Source organism: Acinetobacter sp. QJM3NY_42, from assembly GCF_056173745.1.
On record NZ_CM149689.1, the window covers coordinates 2,987,698 to 3,005,837 of the forward strand.

11 protein-coding genes, 2 tRNA genes, 3 rRNA genes and 2 pseudogenes are annotated in these 18,140 nt (G+C 42.1%); 5 read left to right on the forward strand and 13 right to left on the reverse strand.

Annotation, left to right across the window (positions count from 1 at the left end):
• Positions 1–269: 269 nt before the first annotated feature.
• The 7 genes from AC0VYT_RS14190 to AC0VYT_RS14220 all read right to left on the reverse strand — a co-directional run bounded on the left by AC0VYT_RS14190 (position 270) and on the right by AC0VYT_RS14220 (position 7,390).
• Complete coding sequence (locus AC0VYT_RS14190; protein WP_248130451.1) at positions 270–584, reverse strand: ankyrin repeat domain-containing protein; 315 nt, start codon at positions 582–584, stop codon at positions 270–272.
• A 436-nt stretch (positions 585–1,020) separates the two neighbouring features.
• Positions 1,021–1,135, reverse strand: a 5S ribosomal RNA gene (gene rrf / locus AC0VYT_RS14195).
• A gap of 190 nt (positions 1,136–1,325) precedes the next feature.
• Positions 1,326–4,215, reverse strand: a 23S ribosomal RNA gene (locus tag AC0VYT_RS14200).
• Positions 4,216–4,578: 363 nt separating this feature from the next.
• Positions 4,579–4,654, reverse strand: a tRNA-Ala gene (locus tag AC0VYT_RS14205).
• 55 nt (positions 4,655–4,709) lie between these two features.
• Positions 4,710–4,786: transfer RNA gene (locus tag AC0VYT_RS14210), tRNA-Ile, on the reverse strand.
• Between the two features lie 61 nt (positions 4,787–4,847).
• Positions 4,848–6,384: ribosomal RNA gene (locus tag AC0VYT_RS14215) — 16S ribosomal RNA — on the reverse strand.
• The 16S, 23S and 5S rRNA genes sit together here with 2 tRNA genes alongside, the layout of an rRNA operon.
• Positions 6,385–6,820: 436 nt before the next feature.
• Positions 6,821–7,390: a peptidylprolyl isomerase gene (locus AC0VYT_RS14220; RefSeq protein WP_248130402.1), complete on the reverse strand. Its 570-nt coding sequence runs from the start codon at positions 7,388–7,390 to the stop codon at positions 6,821–6,823.
• A gap of 99 nt (positions 7,391–7,489) precedes the next feature.
• Between AC0VYT_RS14220 and AC0VYT_RS14225 the strand changes: the two genes are divergently transcribed.
• Positions 7,490–8,155, forward strand: coding sequence for an acetoacetate decarboxylase family protein (locus tag AC0VYT_RS14225; RefSeq protein ID WP_046206183.1), 666 nt, complete (start codon positions 7,490–7,492; stop codon positions 8,153–8,155).
• Between the two features lie 75 nt (positions 8,156–8,230).
• Here AC0VYT_RS14225 and AC0VYT_RS14230 read toward each other — a convergent pair.
• Together AC0VYT_RS14230 and AC0VYT_RS14235 are read right to left on the reverse strand one after the other, a co-directional pair.
• Positions 8,231–9,025, reverse strand: a pseudogene (locus AC0VYT_RS14230) (alpha/beta hydrolase); the annotation flags it as partial.
• Between the two features lie 80 nt (positions 9,026–9,105).
• Positions 9,106–9,301 (reverse strand): annotated as a pseudogene (locus AC0VYT_RS14235) (esterase); the annotation flags it as partial.
• 205 nt (positions 9,302–9,506) lie between these two features.
• Here AC0VYT_RS14235 and AC0VYT_RS14240 point away from each other — a divergent pair.
• Positions 9,507–9,806 carry a hypothetical protein gene (locus AC0VYT_RS14240; protein ID WP_248130400.1) on the forward strand — a complete coding sequence of 100 codons (300 nt, stop codon included), beginning with the start codon at positions 9,507–9,509 and terminating at the stop codon, positions 9,804–9,806.
• 452 nt (positions 9,807–10,258) lie between these two features.
• Here AC0VYT_RS14240 and AC0VYT_RS14245 read toward each other — a convergent pair whose 3' ends face one another.
• Entirely contained in the window at positions 10,259–10,543 is a 285-nt protein-coding gene (locus AC0VYT_RS14245; RefSeq protein WP_248130399.1) for a molybdenum ABC transporter substrate-binding protein, read from the reverse strand.
• Positions 10,544–11,155: 612 nt separating this feature from the next.
• Between AC0VYT_RS14245 and grpE the strand changes: the two genes are divergently transcribed.
• The 3 genes from grpE (at position 11,156) to AC0VYT_RS14260 (ending at position 14,336) form a co-directional block, all read left to right on the forward strand.
• Entirely contained in the window at positions 11,156–11,710 is a 555-nt protein-coding gene (grpE, locus tag AC0VYT_RS14250) for a nucleotide exchange factor GrpE (protein ID WP_248130398.1), read from the forward strand.
• A 117-nt stretch (positions 11,711–11,827) separates the two neighbouring features.
• Positions 11,828–13,774 (forward strand): molecular chaperone DnaK, encoded by a 1,947-nt coding sequence (dnaK, locus tag AC0VYT_RS14255; RefSeq protein ID WP_005023873.1) that lies wholly within the window; start codon positions 11,828–11,830, stop codon positions 13,772–13,774.
• 166 nt (positions 13,775–13,940) lie between these two features.
• The gene (locus AC0VYT_RS14260) at positions 13,941–14,336 is read left to right on the forward strand and encodes a hypothetical protein (protein WP_005023870.1); all 396 of its coding nucleotides are present in this window, start codon (positions 13,941–13,943) and stop codon (positions 14,334–14,336) included.
• Between the two features lie 64 nt (positions 14,337–14,400).
• Here AC0VYT_RS14260 and AC0VYT_RS14265 read toward each other — a convergent pair whose 3' ends face one another.
• The 3 genes from AC0VYT_RS14265 to purE all read right to left on the reverse strand — a co-directional run bounded on the left by AC0VYT_RS14265 (position 14,401) and on the right by purE (position 17,996).
• Positions 14,401–15,684, reverse strand: coding sequence for a lytic murein transglycosylase (locus tag AC0VYT_RS14265; RefSeq protein WP_248130397.1), 1,284 nt, complete (start codon positions 15,682–15,684; stop codon positions 14,401–14,403).
• 662 nt (positions 15,685–16,346) lie between these two features.
• A complete protein-coding gene (locus AC0VYT_RS14270) occupies positions 16,347–17,468 on the reverse strand; it encodes a 5-(carboxyamino)imidazole ribonucleotide synthase (protein WP_248130396.1) in 1,122 nt (373 codons plus the stop codon).
• Positions 17,469–17,483: 15 nt separating this feature from the next.
• On the reverse strand, positions 17,484–17,996 hold the full coding sequence (gene purE, locus AC0VYT_RS14275; RefSeq protein ID WP_005017582.1) for a 5-(carboxyamino)imidazole ribonucleotide mutase: 513 nt from the start codon (positions 17,994–17,996) through the stop codon (positions 17,484–17,486).
• Positions 17,997–18,140 lie beyond the last annotated feature (144 nt).

Here is an 18,140-nt window from a genome sequence, read left to right on the forward strand (position 1 = left end):
AAAGCAAAAGTGTAAATTTTTCAAATTTACTGAACAGTCAAGAAATATAATATTGTCAGTTTAAACTTACATCTTCTTCTGCTTTTTGCAGCTAGATCAGTTAAGTTATTCAAAGTATTCTGAGATCAACAAGGAACAGACAAGTTCCAGAACATAAAACAACAATAATATGTTTTAGCACCAGGAACGTGAGGTATAACAGGAGTTTTACCTACAAGCGAAATATAAAGGAACCTCATCAGGATGATGAGGTTCCTTTTTTAATATAATTATTTAAATGATTTTAGAAACTCGACAATTTCAGAATGCATAGCCATTTCTGCCAGCTGTAGAGCAGTATATTGTCCTTTACTATGTAGATCAGCTCCTTTGTCTATAAGAAGTTTCACAATACCTAAATAACCATTTTCGACTGCAGCATGCAGTGCACTGTATCCTTCTTCATCAGCCTGATTTGGATCAATGCCAGCATCTAATAACTGTTTAACGTGTTCCATATCACCTAAAGACGCCCAATACACAAGTTCAGGAAGGTGAAGTTCAGATTCATCTTGGGATACAGGAGAGAATGAATTAAATTTCATATGAATAACGCCTACTTTGCCTTGAGTATGGCTAGTTTAAATTGAGAGACAGCTTTTAAATAAGATCCAACCTTAGTTATTTATTTTCTATTTATTTACAGAAAATTAATTTTCTCATTCTAGAAGTATTTTAAATATTTATAAATATTATCTAAAAATAAAGTATAGATTTTTAGCTTATAACTGATTATTTATAAAATAAGCTACTTCATGCTTTTAAAAGAAATTTAAATATTAAAATATTTATAGGCTAGAGCAAGCCTGTTGAATATTCACTAAATTTTATATTGTTTAATCCTTATATAGGACTACTTAACATTAGATGAATTATTGACTATTACTTAAAAGAGTTCAAAAAATATCATTCTAAATATTTTTTCCACTCCCCCACGCATAAAAAAAGCCCCCTCATATGAGGGGGCTTTTTAGAATAATGAGCTGGCGATGACTTACTCTCACATGGGTAACCCCACACTACCATCAGCGCTAAGAGGTTTCACTTCTGAGTTCGGGAAGGGATCAGGTGGTTCACTCTTGCTATGGTCGCCAGCACAACTGTTGATGGACTTGTTCGGGTCTGATTTAACTGCGGTGCAGTATATGCCGTACTTTAGTCCAAATGAGTTATTAACAGAGGGCAGATCTGGGTCTGAATTGTATGTTCCAGCATCAGGCTGAATCAAGGGATATTGCATATTTATGAATCGATTGATGCTTTGTATACAACTGTTTGGGTGTTGTATAGTCAAGCCTCACGAGCAATTAGTATTGGTCAGCTTCACATATCACTATGCTTCCACATCCAACCTATCAACGTCCTGGTCTTGAACGGCTCTTTAGGTGACATAAAGTCACGGGGAAATCTTATCTTGAGGTAGGCTTCCCGCTTAGATGCTTTCAGCGGTTATCCCTTCCGAACATAGCTACCCGGCGATGCGACTGGCGTCACAACCGGTACACCAGAGGTTCGTCCACTCTGGTCCTCTCGTACTAGGAGCAGATCCTCTCAAATTTCCAGCGCCCACGGTAGATAGGGACCGAACTGTCTCACGACGTTCTAAACCCAGCTCGCGTACCTCTTTAAATGGCGAACAGCCATACCCTTGGGACCTGCTTCAGCCCCAGGATGAGATGAGCCGACATCGAGGTGCCAAACACCGCCGTCGATATGAACTCTTGGGCGGTATCAGCCTGTTATCCCCAGAGTACCTTTTATCCGTTGAGCGATGGCCCTTCCATACAGAACCACCGGATCACTAAGACCTACTTTCGTACCTGCTCGACTTGTGGGTCTCGCAGTTAAGCGCGCTTTTGCCTTTATACTCTACGCGTGATTTCCGACCACGCTGAGCGCACCTTCGTACTCCTCCGTTACTCTTTAGGAGGAGACCGCCCCAGTCAAACTACCCACCAGACACGGTCCTCGACCCAGATTATGGGTCAGAGTTAGAACCTCAACATTACCAGGGTGGTATTTCAAGGATGGCTCCATAGGAACTGGCGTCCCTACTTCAAAGCCTCCCACCTATCCTACACAAGTAAGGTCAAAGTTCAGTGTCAAGCTGCAGTAAAGGTTCACGGGGTCTTTCCGTCTAGCCGCGGGTACACTGCATCTTCACAGCGATTTCGATTTCACTGAGCCTCTGCTGGAGACAGCGCCGCCATCATTATGCCATTCGTGCAGGTCGGAACTTACCCGACAAGGAATTTCGCTACCTTAGGACCGTTATAGTTACGGCCGCCGTTTACTGGGGCTTCGATCAAGAGCTTCGCTTACGCTAACCCCATCAATTAACCTTCCAGCACCGGGCAGGCATCACACCCTATACGTCCACTTTCGTGTTTGCAGAGTGCTATGTTTTTAATAAACAGTTGCAGCGGCCTGGTTTCTGCGGCTGCCGACAGCTCAAGGAGCAAGTCCTATCACCATCAGCAGCGTACCTTCTCCCGAAGTTACGGTACCATTTTGCCTAGTTCCTTCAGCAGAGTTCTCTCAAGCGCCTTGGTCTACTCGACCTGACCACCTGTGTCGGTTTCGGGTACGATTCCTGTGTAACTGAAGCTTAGAGACTTTTCTTGGAAGTATGGTATCGGCCACTTCGCCAGTAAACTGGCTTGCTATCGACTCTCAGCATAGAGCACCCCGGATTTGCCTAAGATGCATGCCTACTGTCTTCCACCTGGACAACCAACGCCAGGCTGACCTAACCTTCTCCGTCCTCTCATCGCATTACACAGAAGTATTGGAATATTAACCAATTTCCCATCGACTACGCCTTTCGGCCTCGCCTTAGGGGTCGACTCACCCAGCCCCGATTAACGTTGGACTGGAACCCTTGGTCTTTCGGCGAACGGGTTTTTCACCCGTTTTGTCGTTACTCACGTCAGCATTCGCACTTCTGATACCTCCAGCAGACTTCTCAATCCACCTTCATCGGCTTACAGAACGCTCCCCTACCACGCACATAAATGTGCATCCGCAGCTTCGGCACATAGTTTTAGCCCCGTTACATCTTCCGCGCAGGCCGACTCGACTAGTGAGCTATTACGCTTTCTTTAAAGGGTGGCTGCTTCTAAGCCAACCTCCTAGCTGTCTATGCCTTCCCACATCGTTTCCCACTTAACTATGATTTTGGGGCCTTAGCTGGCGGTCTGGATTGTTTTCCTCTTGACTACGGACGTTAGCACCCGCAGTCTGTCTCCCGGATAGTACTCATTGGTATTCGGAGTTTGCATCGGTTTGGTAAGTCGGGATGACCCCCTAGCCGAAACAGTGCTCTACCCCCAATGGTATTCGTCCGAGGCGCTACCTAAATAGCTTTCGGGGAGAACCAGCTATCACCGAGTTTGATTAGCCTTTCACCCCTATCCACAAGTCATCCCCCGGCTTTTCAACGACGGTGGGTTCGGTCCTCCAGTTAGTGTTACCCAACCTTCAACCTGCTCATGGATAGATCACCCGGTTTCGGGTCTATACCCAGCGACTAGACGCCCTATTAAGACTCGATTTCTCTACGGCTCCCCTATTCGGTTAACCTCGCCACTGAATATAAGTCGCTGACCCATTATACAAAAGGTACGCAGTCACACCACGAAGGTGCTCCCACTGCTTGTATGCATGCGGTTTCAGGATCTATTTCACTCCCCTCACAGGGGTTCTTTTCGCCTTTCCCTCACGGTACTGGTTCACTATCGGTCAGTCAGGAGTATTTAGCCTTGGAGGATGGTCCCCCCATATTCAGACAAGGTTTCACGTGCCTCGCCCTACTCGTCATCATTATGTGTGCCCTTTCGTGTACGGGACTATCACCCTCTACGGTTGCACTTCCCAGAGCATTCCTCTAAAACACACATAACTTAATGGGCTGATCCCCGTTCGCTCGCCGCTACTGAGGGAATCTCAATTGATTTCTTTTCCTGAGGGTACTGAGATGTTTCACTTCCCCTCGTTCGCCTTGCATGACTATGTATTCATCATGCAATACCTACCTTATGGTAAGTGGGTTTCCCCATTCAGACATCTCCGGATCACAGGATATTTGCCGCCTCCCCGAAGCTTTTCGCAGGCTATCACGTCTTTCATCGCCTCTGACTGCCAAGGCATCCACCACATGCACTTAATTACTTGACTATACAACCCCAAACAGTCGACGTTACCTACAAGGAGCAACTTCAACATTACAGTTTAGAGTACTGTGCACTTAAGCACTGTACAGCTTCAATCTAAATTCATATACCAAAACGCTTGATTCAGTTAATTTGCTAGTTCTCAGTTCAATCTACGTTAGTCAACAGGTTGCCCTGTAACGTCTATTGAATGAGTTGAACAATTTATTTCAGACTCAAATTTGCCAATCTGTTAATGATTCACTGCATCCTCGTCGGACTGCAGTCAACTGTGATAAATCACAGAAGTTAATAAACCAGGATTCTTGAACCTTCCATTTACTAAATTCTGTAATCTCTAGCTTCGAATCAAATCATGTTTGATTCGTGGTGGAGACTAGGAGAGTCGAACTCCTGACCTCCTGCGTGCAAAGCAGGCGCTCTACCAACTAAGCTAAGTCCCCAGCTTATCAATAAGTCAACATATCTGTTTTTCTGCATTACTGCTTTCGTCAGTAGTGGTGGGTCTGACAAGACTTGAACTTGTGACCCCACGCTTATCAAGCGTGTGCTCTAACCAACTGAGCTACAGACCCTCAGATACATCGTCATGAAGAACAACTTGTTGTGGATTCTTACCAATCGTCAATCTTTCGTTAAGGAGGTGATCCAGCCGCAGGTTCCCCTACGGCTACCTTGTTACGACTTCACCCCAGTCATCGGCCACACCGTGGTAAGCGTCCTCCTTGCGGTTAGACTACCTACTTCTGGTGCAACAAACTCCCATGGTGTGACGGGCGGTGTGTACAAGGCCCGGGAACGTATTCACCGCGGCATTCTGATCCGCGATTACTAGCGATTCCGACTTCATGGAGTCGAGTTGCAGACTCCAATCCGGACTACGATCGGCTTTTTGAGATTAGCATCACATCGCTGTGTAGCAACCCTTTGTACCGACCATTGTAGCACGTGTGTAGCCCTGGCCGTAAGGGCCATGATGACTTGACGTCGTCCCCGCCTTCCTCCAGTTTGTCACTGGCAGTATCCTTAAAGTTCCCACCCGAAGTGCTGGCAAATAAGGAAAAGGGTTGCGCTCGTTGCGGGACTTAACCCAACATCTCACGACACGAGCTGACGACAGCCATGCAGCACCTGTATCAGAGTTCCCGAAGGCACCAATCCATCTCTGGAAAGTTCTCTGTATGTCAAGGCCAGGTAAGGTTCTTCGCGTTGCATCGAATTAAACCACATGCTCCACCGCTTGTGCGGGCCCCCGTCAATTCATTTGAGTTTTAGTCTTGCGACCGTACTCCCCAGGCGGTCTACTTATCGCGTTAGCTGCGCCACTAAAGCCTCAAGGGCCCCAACGGCTAGTAGACATCGTTTACGGCATGGACTACCAGGGTATCTAATCCTGTTTGCTCCCCATGCTTTCGTACCTCAGCGTCAGTATTAGGCCAGATGGCTGCCTTCGCCATCGGTATTCCTCCAGATCTCTACGCATTTCACCGCTACACCTGGAATTCTACCATCCTCTCCCATACTCTAGCCAACCAGTATCGAATGCAATTCCCAAGTTAAGCTCGGGGATTTCACATTTGACTTAATTGGCCGCCTACGCACGCTTTACGCCCAGTAAATCCGATTAACGCTCGCACCCTCTGTATTACCGCGGCTGCTGGCACAGAGTTAGCCGGTGCTTATTCTGCGAGTAACGTCCACTATCCTAAAGTATTAATCCAGGTAGCCTCCTCCTCGCTTAAAGTGCTTTACAACCAAAAGGCCTTCTTCACACACGCGGCATGGCTGGATCAGGGTTCCCCCCATTGTCCAATATTCCCCACTGCTGCCTCCCGTAGGAGTCTGGGCCGTGTCTCAGTCCCAGTGTGGCGGATCATCCTCTCAGACCCGCTACAGATCGTCGCCTTGGTAGGCCTTTACCCTACCAACTAGCTAATCCGACTTAGGCTCATCTATTAGCGCAAGGCCCGAAGGTCCCCTGCTTTCTCCCGTAGGACGTATGCGGTATTAGCGCTCCTTTCGGAACGTTGTCCCCCACTAATAGGCAGATTCCTAAGCATTACTCACCCGTCCGCCGCTGAATCCGGTAGCAAGCTACCTTCATCCGCTCGACTTGCATGTGTTAAGCCTGCCGCCAGCGTTCAATCTGAGCCATGATCAAACTCTTCAGTTAAAATCATTTGTACCTTATTTATAGACAAGGTACCAATTCTGGCTCATTAATCTTCTGACTAAAAATTTACTCAAATAAACTTCGAGAAATTTCTACCATTCAATCAATGAAAATTATTTCGATCGATCAACCAGTAAAAATCCACACAAGTTGTTCTTCATATTCTCTTAATGATCTTTCTGCTCTTCGTCAGAGGCAGAATTAACGCAAATAAGAACCACCACCTTCACCCTTTAGTGAAGATCTTTGTCTTAATCGCGTCGGGATGAGCTCATTATAGGGCAAAAATGAGCTATGGCAAGCACTTTTAAGCTGCTGTTTTTACAAGTGCTCTAAAAACATACATTTTATTTAACTTTTTATTGGTATAGATACCCTATAACTTATTAATTTTAAAATAGAAATATAAGTTAAATATTCCCACTTAAATGAGTATTTATTTATCAGTTTTGTTTACTTTTGTTTTTATCTCTAAAATTTTAACTGGTTGAACTGGAACATTTTGGTATGGGCCATTGTTACCTGTCGGTACAGCAGCGATTTTATCGACTATTTCCATTCCTTGAGTAACCCGGCCAAATACTGCGTATCCGTCATTCATTATATTTATATTTAAAAAGTCATTATTAGCAATATTTATAAAAAATTGACTGGTAGCTGAGTTTGGATCATTGATACGTGCCATTGCTAAAGTACCCCGGGTATTTTTTAAACCATTATCTGCTTCATTACGTATAGGGGCATTTGTAGGTTTCTGTTTCATATGTGCATCAAACCCTCCACCCTGAATCATGAAGCCAGGAATGACCCGATGGAAAATGGTACCATTGTAGAAATTACTCTTTACATAGCTTTCAAAATTTTTAACTGACACAGGCGCTTTATCGTTAAATAATTCTATTTCGATATTACCCAAAGATGTTTTTATTTGCATGGCACTGTTGGCAGCCCATACCGAGATACTCAAAAAACCTGCGCTCATACCCACGATTATCTGTTTTAACATTTATTTACCCACACTATTTTCTAGAGCTTTTAGATTTAGCTATATTAAGCTTTCATAATTTATTAATCACCAAAAAAGCAATTATTTTGAGTATGTGTTATGACAAGAATAAATCATACTGATCCGCATAACTTACAGTTGCCACCTTGGAACTTGCAAGGAGAAGGCTTTATTTTAAATTACTGGCTTACTCCGCAGTTTCTGAAAAAATTTCGCCATTTTGGTTTGTCCTACTCTTCTACAGGGCGCTTCGTCCAAGTCATATTGGTACGCTATCAGGATACTCCTATACAACCTTATGATGAATTATTGATTCTTGATCATCCTTTAATGACACAACGTATACTTTCTACTATTCCAAAAATTTATGTCTCAACTACAGAGTCTGTAATACACGGCCGTAAGTTATGGGGCATTCCTAAAGAACTGGCACGTTTTGAATGGCGACGACAGCAGAATCAACTCTTTTGCCATATTGCATCTTCTGAACATGAAATGTCTCTGCATATTGGTTTTTCACCTTACTTTAAAGGTGTACCCGTCAACTCTAAATATCTACCTAAACAGTTGATGCAGATTGATCAGTTTGATGGACAACGGCATTACCGTTTCCGTCCTGAATTTAAAGGTTCCTTAAATGTAATATATCAGGCACACTGGAAAAATACTGGCTGCCTGTTTCCGGACTTTTCCCAGGCAATTTTTCTAAAAGGTCTATACGTACCTGCGTTTGACTTAATATTTCCTAAAGCTCAGATCACTTGATATTTTTTGTTTCACGTGGAACCTAAAATACTTCATCTAAATGAGCTTTAGAAATATAAGAAACCTTGATAGTAGTTATGCTGCTTTATTCCAGAATTTACGGAAATCCTTGGCAATTTGAATTGTATATTTTTTGGCTTTTCCAGATACCAAAGTCAGATTAACAAAACCATGAGCCTGGTCTTCAAATTCCTGATAGCGGACCTTTACGCCCTGCTGACGCAGCTTATGGCTATAAATCTTTCCTTCATCGTGTAGAACATCATGCCCGGCAGTTAAAATAAAAGTTGGCGGCAGATGTTTTAACTCACCATAAGTAGGCGAAATCATCGGGTCATCCAATTCGATATGATGACGAATAGCATAAAACTCTGTAACGCGGTCCACGTCATCTTTGGTCAGTACTAATCCTTCATTATAGTTATAAAAAGAAGGGTGACGGCTCTTGAAGTCTACTACCGGGTAAATCAATAACTGGGCAGAAGGTTTATAAGCCTTGTTCACTGTACGCTGTGCAACTACTGCACTGATATTGGCACCGGCACTGTCCCCTGCGACTGCAATACGGTTTTTATAAATCTTAAGCTGTTTACGGTTCTGATAGGCCCATGCGAGCGCATCCTCACAGTACTGAATTATCTGTTTTGGACCAACCTCAGGTGCAAGTGGATAATCTATACTGATCACCTGAGTATTGGCATATTTGGCAATCAGACGACAGACTTCATCATGTGTATTCAAGCTACCAATCACAAACCCTCCTCCATGATAAAACATGATTAAAGGTAATTTTTTCTGTGGATCAGGATGATAATGCCGGGCTGTAATCGTGCCACTCTGTAAAGGTAGCCGGATGTCCTCTACATGTTTGACGGGAGTTTTCTTTGCGGTTAGCTCTGCAATCTGTTTTTCAAAGCCTTCCCGATCTTTTAAAGGCTGATCTGTAATTAAACCAAACTTACCCTGCTTATGTTGTATGGCCATTAAACATTTGACCAGAGGGTCGAGCTGCGGATAGATATAGCTATAGCCCAATGCCTTGGCAATTGATTCTTTGGCAAGATCAGGCAATTTATCGAGTGCACGTGCTGCGGCACCTTGAGTTTTTTTTAATAATTGTTGTATTGCCAAGTTAGAAACTGCCATGCCATTTTCTCCTTATTTATTTCTTCATACTTTCTACATGATTAACTGTCATTTGACTATACTGGTATATAAAACAACTAGTGTGTATACAAATCCAACAAGCTGAATACGCTATTCTTATTTCTATAAACTGTCATTGACATTAAGCAATGGTTTTCAGGATGTTTTTTGCCACTGGACGGCAAGAGTAGAAAGGAACAGCAGCATGTTAAATAAATTATTAGGACTTTCGCTTGCGACAGCAGTATTAGCAAGTGGTTGTGCGGTTTATCCAGATGACTATCAATATGATGGCCGCTATGATCAGGACCGGCGTTATGATCGTGATCATCGGTATGACCGAGATCAACGCTATGACCAGCAGCGTTATGATCAGCGTGAATGGGAACGTAAGCGTATGGAACAGCGTAGAGAAAATAGTAAAGAATGGAAGAAAGATCACAAGGAATGGGAAAAACGTCAGCGTGAACGCGAGCGTGAATATCGGAAATGGGATAGAGACTAAATCTCTTTTTCTTACCTCCTCTAGACTAAGCCTGGTTTTAACCGGGCTTTCTTTTATCTTTTAATTTAGCTATAACCTATGCATAGTTTGACATAGCAGTTATTCTTTAAAATAAACTCAAAATTATAGAGCAGTCTAAGACTTTAACTGTCTTTTCTATTTATATCATGCCAGATATTTCTATCAAACAAGTCAGCCGTCAGCTTAACAACAATATCTCTATGGTTAACTTAAAATATTAAGTCAAACACTTGGATTACTTTCTCATCTATGATTCTAAATCAACAGTTCATCTTTCTTATTGAGTTTTTATATTTTTATTAATAACGACTGTTTAGACAAAAATAGATAACAGATCTCAGGTCTATTATCTATTTCCAATTGTTTCCTCAACAATTAAACAAGCAAGAGATGGCTCCTCTTCATTGTATCCTTTCCTGGAGGATTAGTTCTTACTGTGCTGTAGCATCAGTCATAGCTGCTGGCTGCTCAGCAGGAGCTGCCTGTACTGCTTCGATTTGTTGAGCTGCAGGATCAGCTTGAGCCGCAACTTCACCTTGTGCGCTAATATCTGTAGACGCTTGAGCACTTACTAATGAAGTGTCAGTCTCAGACTGTACAGCAGACTGGCTTTGTGCAGTTTCAGGATGAGTCATACCATCATTGGTCGCACAGCCTACAGCTGCAAAAGAAACACCTGCCAGCACCAGTGAAATTAAACCTAATTTTTTCATCATTTCCTTCCTTAAAAAAACATCAAATACACAAAGCCTAGACACTGCTTTGCGAAAGTCATAATGAACAAAAGCTTTTCATTGTCCTGCATACAATTGGTTGGTGTTTTGAATAAGACAGGTACAGCTTCTGAAATCTTTTATTAAACTGTTACAGAGTAAAATAAATAAGCACATCTTTAGGATTAGAAAATGAGAATTATTTAAATTATTCAGTTTATAAAGATTTTAGTTTACATAAAGGATGAAATTTTCATTTTTAATAATAATTCAGCTATACAACTCTTATACACCGTTATAAAAGCTTTACATTGTAATTGAAGAAGATGATTTAAGAATTATGCCCGTTTTAAGAAAAAATACCTCTATAGCGTCCTGTTATAGGGGGTTTAGCGATTTTATTTTCCGATAATTTTTAGAAAAATGATCTTTTATATATAGAAGGAATAAAAAACCTTATATTTATATGGGTTTCTGCTTGATTTTTTTCATCTAGCCCCGACTTCAACAGTATTAATGAATGAGCAATCATGGCAGTTCAGAAGTAACGCAGTTAGTACTGAGGCCAAATAAGGACTGTACATGTTTAAAAACCCATTTAAACGGAGATCAGCAATGGCGAATGAGCAAAATGAGCAGGCTCAAAATCCTCAAGAAGAGCAATTAGAAGCACATGACCAACAGACCCAGGCTGAAAGCGGTTCAGGGCATTTAGAAACAGATTCTGAAGATTTAAAAGCACAAGTTACCAAGCTTGAAGAAAGCCTGAAACTTGAAAAAGCTCGTGCGGCGAATGCCATTTATGAGAGTGAAAAAGTAAAAGAGCGTCTTGAGCGTGAAGCTGAGACTGCGAAAAAATTTGCTCTAGAGAAATTTGCGAAAAACCTGCTTGAGACAGTAGATAACCTTGAACGTGCGCTGCAAGCCACTGGTGAAGAACAAACTCCCTTATCGGAAGGTGTAGAACTCACATTAAAAGGGTTACTGACTACGCTTGAAAAAGCGGGCGTGGTAGTTGTGGATACGGCAAATGGTTTTAATGCCGATCTGCATCAGGCGGTGGGTATTGATCCAAATGCCAAGTCTGGTGAAATAGGTACAGTTTTGCAAAAAGGCTATACCCTATCCGGTCGTCTGTTACGGCCTGCAATGGTCATGGTAGGGCAATAAGCCTTCTAAATGCGGGAGTTTTTAAAAATTTTTAGCTAATTTACTTGAAAATTTTTGAAAGACTCTCATATCGGATAACAAACATAAGATTGTAAAAATTACTGAGGAATATGTCAGATGGCTAAAATTATTGGTATTGACTTGGGTACAACCAACTCATGTGTTGCTGTACTTGAAGGCGATAAAGTTAAAGTAATCGAAAATGCGGAAGGCGCACGCACTACCCCATCCATTATTGCCTATAAAGATGGCGAAATTCTGGTTGGTCAAAGCGCGAAACGCCAAGCAGTAACCAACCCGAAAAATACATTATTCGCAATCAAGCGTTTGATCGGTCGTCGTTATGAAGATCAAGCGGTACAAAAAGACATCGGCCTTGTACCTTATAAAATCATCAAAGCAGACAATGGCGATGCTTGGGTTGAAGTTAACGACAAAAAATTGGCACCGCAACAGATCTCTGCTGAAATCTTGAAAAAGATGAAGAAAACTGCAGAAGACTATTTAGGTGAAACCGTAACTGAAGCAGTCATTACCGTTCCTGCTTACTTTAACGATGCGCAACGTCAGGCAACCAAAGATGCGGGTAAAATCGCTGGCCTAGACGTTAAACGTATCATTAACGAACCTACTGCTGCTGCACTTGCGTTCGGTATGGATAAAAAAGAAGGCGACCGTAAAGTTGCAGTTTATGACTTAGGTGGTGGTACTTTTGACGTATCAATTATTGAAATCGCAGACCTTGATGGCGACCAGCAAATCGAAGTGTTATCAACAAACGGTGATACTTTCCTTGGTGGTGAAGACTTTGATAACGCATTAATTGAATTCTTAGTTGAAGAATTTAAGAAAGAACAAAGTGTGAACTTGAAAAATGATCCACTTGCGTTACAACGTTTGAAAGAAGCTGCTGAAAAAGCAAAAATCGAGCTTTCTTCATCAAATGCAACTGAAATCAACCTTCCATATATCACCGCCGATGCAACTGGTCCTAAACACTTAGTGATCAATGTAACACGTGCGAAACTTGAAGGTTTGGTTGCTGATTTAGTGGCGCGTACCATTGAGCCTTGCCGTATTGCGCTTAAAGATGCTGGGCTTTCAACTTCTGACATCTCTGACGTCATTTTGGTTGGTGGTCAGTCTCGTATGCCGCTTGTACAACAAAAAGTACAAGAATTCTTTGGTAAAGAGCCACGTAAAGACGTAAACCCGGATGAAGCAGTTGCGATTGGTGCTGCGATTCAAGGTGCTGTATTGTCTGGTGACAAGAACGACGTACTATTGCTGGATGTAACCCCGTTAACACTGGGTATTGAAACTATGGGCGGCGTGTTGACTCCAATTATCGAGAAAAACACGACGATTCCTGCGAAGAAATCACAAGTGTTCTCTACAGCGGCAGATAATCAGCCTGCTGTAGATATTTCGGTTTACCAAGGTGAACGAAAAATGGCTCAACAAAATAAATTGTTGGGTAACTTCCAGTTAGGCGATATCCCACCTGCTCCACGTGGCGTACCGCAAATTGAAGTGTCATTTGACATTAACGCTGACGGTATCCTGAAAGTTTCTGCAAAAGACAAGAGTACTGGTAAAGAGCAATCGATCCAGATTAAAGCAAACTCAGGTTTGTCTGATGCTGAAATTGAAGCAATGATTAAAGATGCGGAAGCGAATGCGGAAGAAGACCGCAAGTTTGAAGAACTGGCAAAAGCACGTAATGAAGCGGATGCACTGATCTCTTCTGCACAAAAAGCAGTAAAAGATCTGGGCGAGCAAGTAACTGCTGATGAGAAAACTGCCGTTGAAACAGCAGTTTCTGAACTTGAAGCTGCAACTAAAGAAAATGATGTTGACGCTATTAAGGCAAAAACTGAAGCATTACAAAACATCATTATGCCAATCACCCAGCGTGCTTATGAAGCCGCTCAAGGTGCTCAGGGTGGTGCGCAAGGCTTTGATCCGAATGCATTTCAAGGTGGTGATGCTGGTCAGCAACAAAAAGCTGATGACGGTGTCGTTGATGCTGAATTTACTGAAGTTAAAGATGATAAAAAATAATTTTTCACTTTAACTTTCAAAAAAACCGCGCTCAGGCGCGGTTTTTTCTTGTTTATAGTTTTAGGGTTTTCCGGTAAAAAGCCTTGCAATATTATGTATGGATATTACCCTGTCTAGTTACAGATCATTTTCATGATATGGTTAAGACAGCTAGAGGGGAACAAAGATGGATATTCAGGTGAGTTACTATCATATTCTGATTGAAGCAAATGATCATATCAGCACTATTGAGCAATCGCGTGATATCGAGCTATTTAATATTACAGACTTAAAGCCCTATCTTTATTCAGTACTGCTCCCCTACTTAAATGATTGTGCGATTGAACTTGAAGATGAAAATATTGAATTTAATGATATTTTACATTTCTCTATCAAGCAGACCTTGTTACCTATTGAACAGCTCATTGAAGAAGAACAAAAACTTTTGCCAAGTGATACTGAAATTACCATCACTGCATCTGAAATTTTAAATGACCATGAAGTTTGCCAAGATGTTACCGCCGTTATTATGGACTTGCTAGAGGCGATGATTACACCAGACGAAGATGATGAAATAATTTAAATTATTTTCCGACTTTTATATTCATGAAAAGCAGCGAAATATTTCGCTGCTTTAATTTTAAATTTTACTGCATAATATATTCAGCACGCAGAGCACGCAGAATTTGCTGCCCCGCCCGTCCGGTTGGATTTAATCCTAAACGCTGCTGTTCCTGACGAATGGCCTGCCGGGTTTTATCACCGATCAGTCCATCTACTGCCCCGATGTCATAACCCTTTCTTAATAAAAACTGTTGAATTTCACGCCGCTCCGCACGTGATGTCCCGGCATCATCGGTTGGCCAAGCCGTCAAAAAAGGTCCCTGTCCTTGTAAACGGTCCGACAAATGGGCAATCGCCAACCCATAACTTTCTGCCGCGTTATAACTATAAATTGCATCAAAATTTTTAAATACTAGAAAAGCCGGTCCATTTTCACCTGCCGGCATCATCAAACCTGCTGGTGTAGAACCTGAAAGATTTCCCTGAACCAGTGCAGTACCATCAGTACGAGTTAATCCGCGATTTACCCAGCTGTTTAAAGCTTTTTTATTACGCCGCCCTTCTCCCTGTGCAGAAAAACCTGAAGGAAGTTTGACTTCAAATCCCCAAGGCATACCGGTTTGCCAGCCGCGTTTTTTTAGAAAGTTTGCTGTAGAAGCCAAGGCATCTGTAGTACTTGAGACTAAATCACGCCGGCCATCTCCATCGAAATCGACCGCCAGTTCCTCATAGGTCGAAGGCATAAATTGGGTATGGCCAAAAGCGCCTGCCCATGAACCTTTTAATTGCTCTTCACGTAAATCTCCACGTTGTAAAATTCGCATGGCTGCAAAAAACTCGCCACGAAAATAACTTTGGCGCCGGCCTTCACAGCTTAATGTTCCAAGCGCTTGCAACAAGGGATAACTTCCTGAAATATCACCGAAGTTGCTCTCTACCCCCCATACTGCTACTACTGTTTCGGCTGGTACACCATAAGCTGCCTCAACACGCTTGAGTACCTCTGCATGCTGTGCCAGTTTCGTTCGGCCTGCCTGTACTCGCTCTTCATCCACCAGACCCGACAGATAATCCCAGATTGGTGTAGAAAACTCTGGCTGATAATTTAGCTTGTCGATTACTGAATAATCAGGTGTTAAAGATTGGGTATAACGGTCATAAGTACTTCCGTTTACTCCAGCAGATATAGCCTGTGAACGCAAGTTGCCCAGACATGCCTGAAAATTATTTTGTGGACTATAGGCATTTGAAATAGCAGATGTTGCTGTTACCGAAGTAGAACTCGATTGACCATTAATAATTAATTCAGCATTAACCTGAGACACGCTCAAAAAAGCGGTAGAAAAAATTAGAGCAAAGTGGCGCATAAGATCCTTATCACTTTGAATTTAAATTATTGTTTTTACCATAGCATTCTGAAGTCAAAATGGAAGTTTTGAAACGTAAATTTAAATTCATAATTCCTTGTTTTAAATTTATTTTAAATTTAAAAATTTTATCCACAACCTTTCAGTATTTAAATTTATAAAAATAGTTTAAATTCAAATTTAAAATCCATCTTTAACTGATTTGAATTCAAATAATTTCTTTTAAATTTATAGATAATTATCAATACGAATACACTGGCTAAAGAATGGTTACGCTCAACAAGATGAATTTTGAATTTATTTTTTAGTTTTAAATTCAGAATTTATTTTTTAAATTTAAATTTTATCCATAAGACAAACAGCATGAAACTTTGAATTCAAACTTAAAATAGAAAATTTAAATTCAATAAAATGAATTCATAAATCTAAATATTATTCCCTAATTTCATAAACTCTATATATAAAGCTACTTTTTTCAGTCGAATATTGAGTTGATAAATTCAGTAACTATTGAAGAATCTGGCGCGATTCAGATATTAAATAAAACTTAAAAAATTAAAGATATTTATAGCTAATAAAAAAGAGGCGCAATCATGCCGTAATGACAGCTATAAAAAAAGCGGTCACTAAAATGACCGCTTTTTTTAGCAACAGTTTAAGGTTTAAATGTTCATATCTTGAGTCAAGGCTAATGGCTCTGGCAATATTTTCGCCAGCTGACGGCATAGCTCTGTCAGCTCTGCATGATTAACCGGCATTAAGGTAATATGACCGAGTTTACGCCCCGGCCGTTCTTCCTTGTTATACATATGCAGATGCGCACCATTTAAAGCCAGTACCTGTGCGGCATCAGGATATCGCCCAATAATATTGACCATCACCGTAGAGCGAAGCACTTCTGTAGAACCGAGCGGTAGGCCTGCAACAGCACGTATATGGTTTTCAAACTGTGAACAGACTGCACCTTCAATTGACCAGTGCCCCGAGTTATGTACCCTTGGCGCCATTTCATTGGCATACAGACCGGCTTCTGTCACAAATAACTCAAGTGTCAGTACACCTACATAGTTCAGATGATTCAGCAGCCGGGTAATATAATCCTGAGCAACCGGCTGTAACTGCTCACTATTCGGTGCAGGTATAATCGAATGTGACAAAATACCATGATGATGATGATTTTCAGCTAATGGCCAGCTCTTAACTTCACCGTTCTGTCCACGTACCGCAATAATTGAAACTTCACGGGAAAATTTTACAAAGCTTTCTGCAATTAAAGATTTGGCCGGACCCAGTTCAGCCCAAGCCTGTTCAATCTGCTCTTGCTCGCGCAGTACAAATTGCCCTTTACCATCATAACCTCCAGTTGCCGTTTTCAGTACAATCGGTAGACCCAACTCGGTTACAGCCTGCTGTAGGCTCGACAAAGAATCTACTGCACGATACGGCGCTACTGGTATATCCAGCTGGTCAAACAGTGCCTTCTCTAGCAGACGGTTCTGAGCAGTAGCCAATGCTTGACGTGGTGGATAAAGCTGTTTGCTCTGCAAGAGAGTATCAACATCCGCGAGAGGCGTATTTTCAAATTCGAGGGAAAATACATCTGCACTTTCAATAAATTTTTCCAGACCCTGCACGTCATGCTCAGAAAAGACCTGACCCAATATTGCTGAAGGGCAGTTATGGTTGGCTTCAAAAAATGTACATTGAATATTGAGTGGTAAGGCAGCTTGGGCCATCATGCGGCCGAGCTGGCCGCCACCAAAAATACCGATAGTCTTATTCATGATATCGATCCTGTCTTAACCCTGACCTGGAATATTATTACCCGCAACTTTTGCAGTTTGCGCTTCACGGAAGCCTGCTACATTTTTTGCAATTTCGGGACGGGTCAAACCCAGAATCTGGGCGGCCATAATAGCGGCATTGGCAGCACCTGCAGGGCCAATGGCCAAGGTACCGACTGCAATACCTGCCGGCATTTGTACAATAGACAACAGGGAATCTACACCATTTAGAATTGAGGACTTAACCGGAACACCCAGTACAGGTAGATCGGTTTTGGCTGCACACATTCCAGGTAAATGTGCAGCTCCACCAGCTCCTGCAATAATAACCTGAATCCCACGATCGCGAGCTGTTTCAGCGTATTCAAACAGACGGTCTGGAGTACGGTGTGCAGAGACGACTTCAGCTTCAAAAGGGACACCAAGCTGCTTGAGCATATTGGCAGTATGTTCGAGGGTAGCCCAATCCGATTGGGAGCCCATGATAATTCCGACTAGGGGTTGAGCGTCAGTTGCGACCGCATTCATTGCTAATGTTCCAGAGACTAGGTAAAAAGAGATCTCGACCAGAGCCAAGCTTTAAATGAATAAGTAGCCCTCTATTATAGACTGATTTTTGCGCTCACGACCATTTAACCTTATAGCTGCTGGCTGTTTTTTATGATTTTTCAG

Excerpts from the sequence above, each read along its gene's own strand:
- AC0VYT_RS14270 (WP_248130396.1), bottom strand. The coding sequence starts at position 17,468 with ATGAATAAGACTATCGGTATTTTTGGTGGCGGCCAGCTCGGCCGCATG.
- grpE (WP_248130398.1), top strand. The coding sequence starts at position 11,156 with ATGGCGAATGAGCAAAATGAGCAGGCTCAAAATCCTCAAGAAGAGCAA.
- dnaK (WP_005023873.1), top strand. The coding sequence starts at position 11,828 with ATGGCTAAAATTATTGGTATTGACTTGGGTACAACCAACTCATGTGTT.
- AC0VYT_RS14220 (WP_248130402.1), bottom strand. The coding sequence starts at position 7,390 with ATGTTAAAACAGATAATCGTGGGTATGAGCGCAGGTTTTTTGAGTATC.
- AC0VYT_RS14190 (WP_248130451.1), bottom strand. The coding sequence starts at position 584 with ATGAAATTTAATTCATTCTCTCCTGTATCCCAAGATGAATCTGAACTT.
- AC0VYT_RS14260 (WP_005023870.1), top strand. The coding sequence starts at position 13,941 with ATGGATATTCAGGTGAGTTACTATCATATTCTGATTGAAGCAAATGAT.
- AC0VYT_RS14240 (WP_248130400.1), top strand. The coding sequence starts at position 9,507 with ATGTTAAATAAATTATTAGGACTTTCGCTTGCGACAGCAGTATTAGCA.
- AC0VYT_RS14245 (WP_248130399.1), bottom strand. The coding sequence starts at position 10,543 with ATGATGAAAAAATTAGGTTTAATTTCACTGGTGCTGGCAGGTGTTTCT.
- AC0VYT_RS14225 (WP_046206183.1), top strand. The coding sequence starts at position 7,490 with ATGACAAGAATAAATCATACTGATCCGCATAACTTACAGTTGCCACCT.
- AC0VYT_RS14265 (WP_248130397.1), bottom strand. The coding sequence starts at position 15,684 with ATGCGCCACTTTGCTCTAATTTTTTCTACCGCTTTTTTGAGCGTGTCT.
- purE (WP_005017582.1), bottom strand. The coding sequence starts at position 17,996 with ATGAATGCGGTCGCAACTGACGCTCAACCCCTAGTCGGAATTATCATG.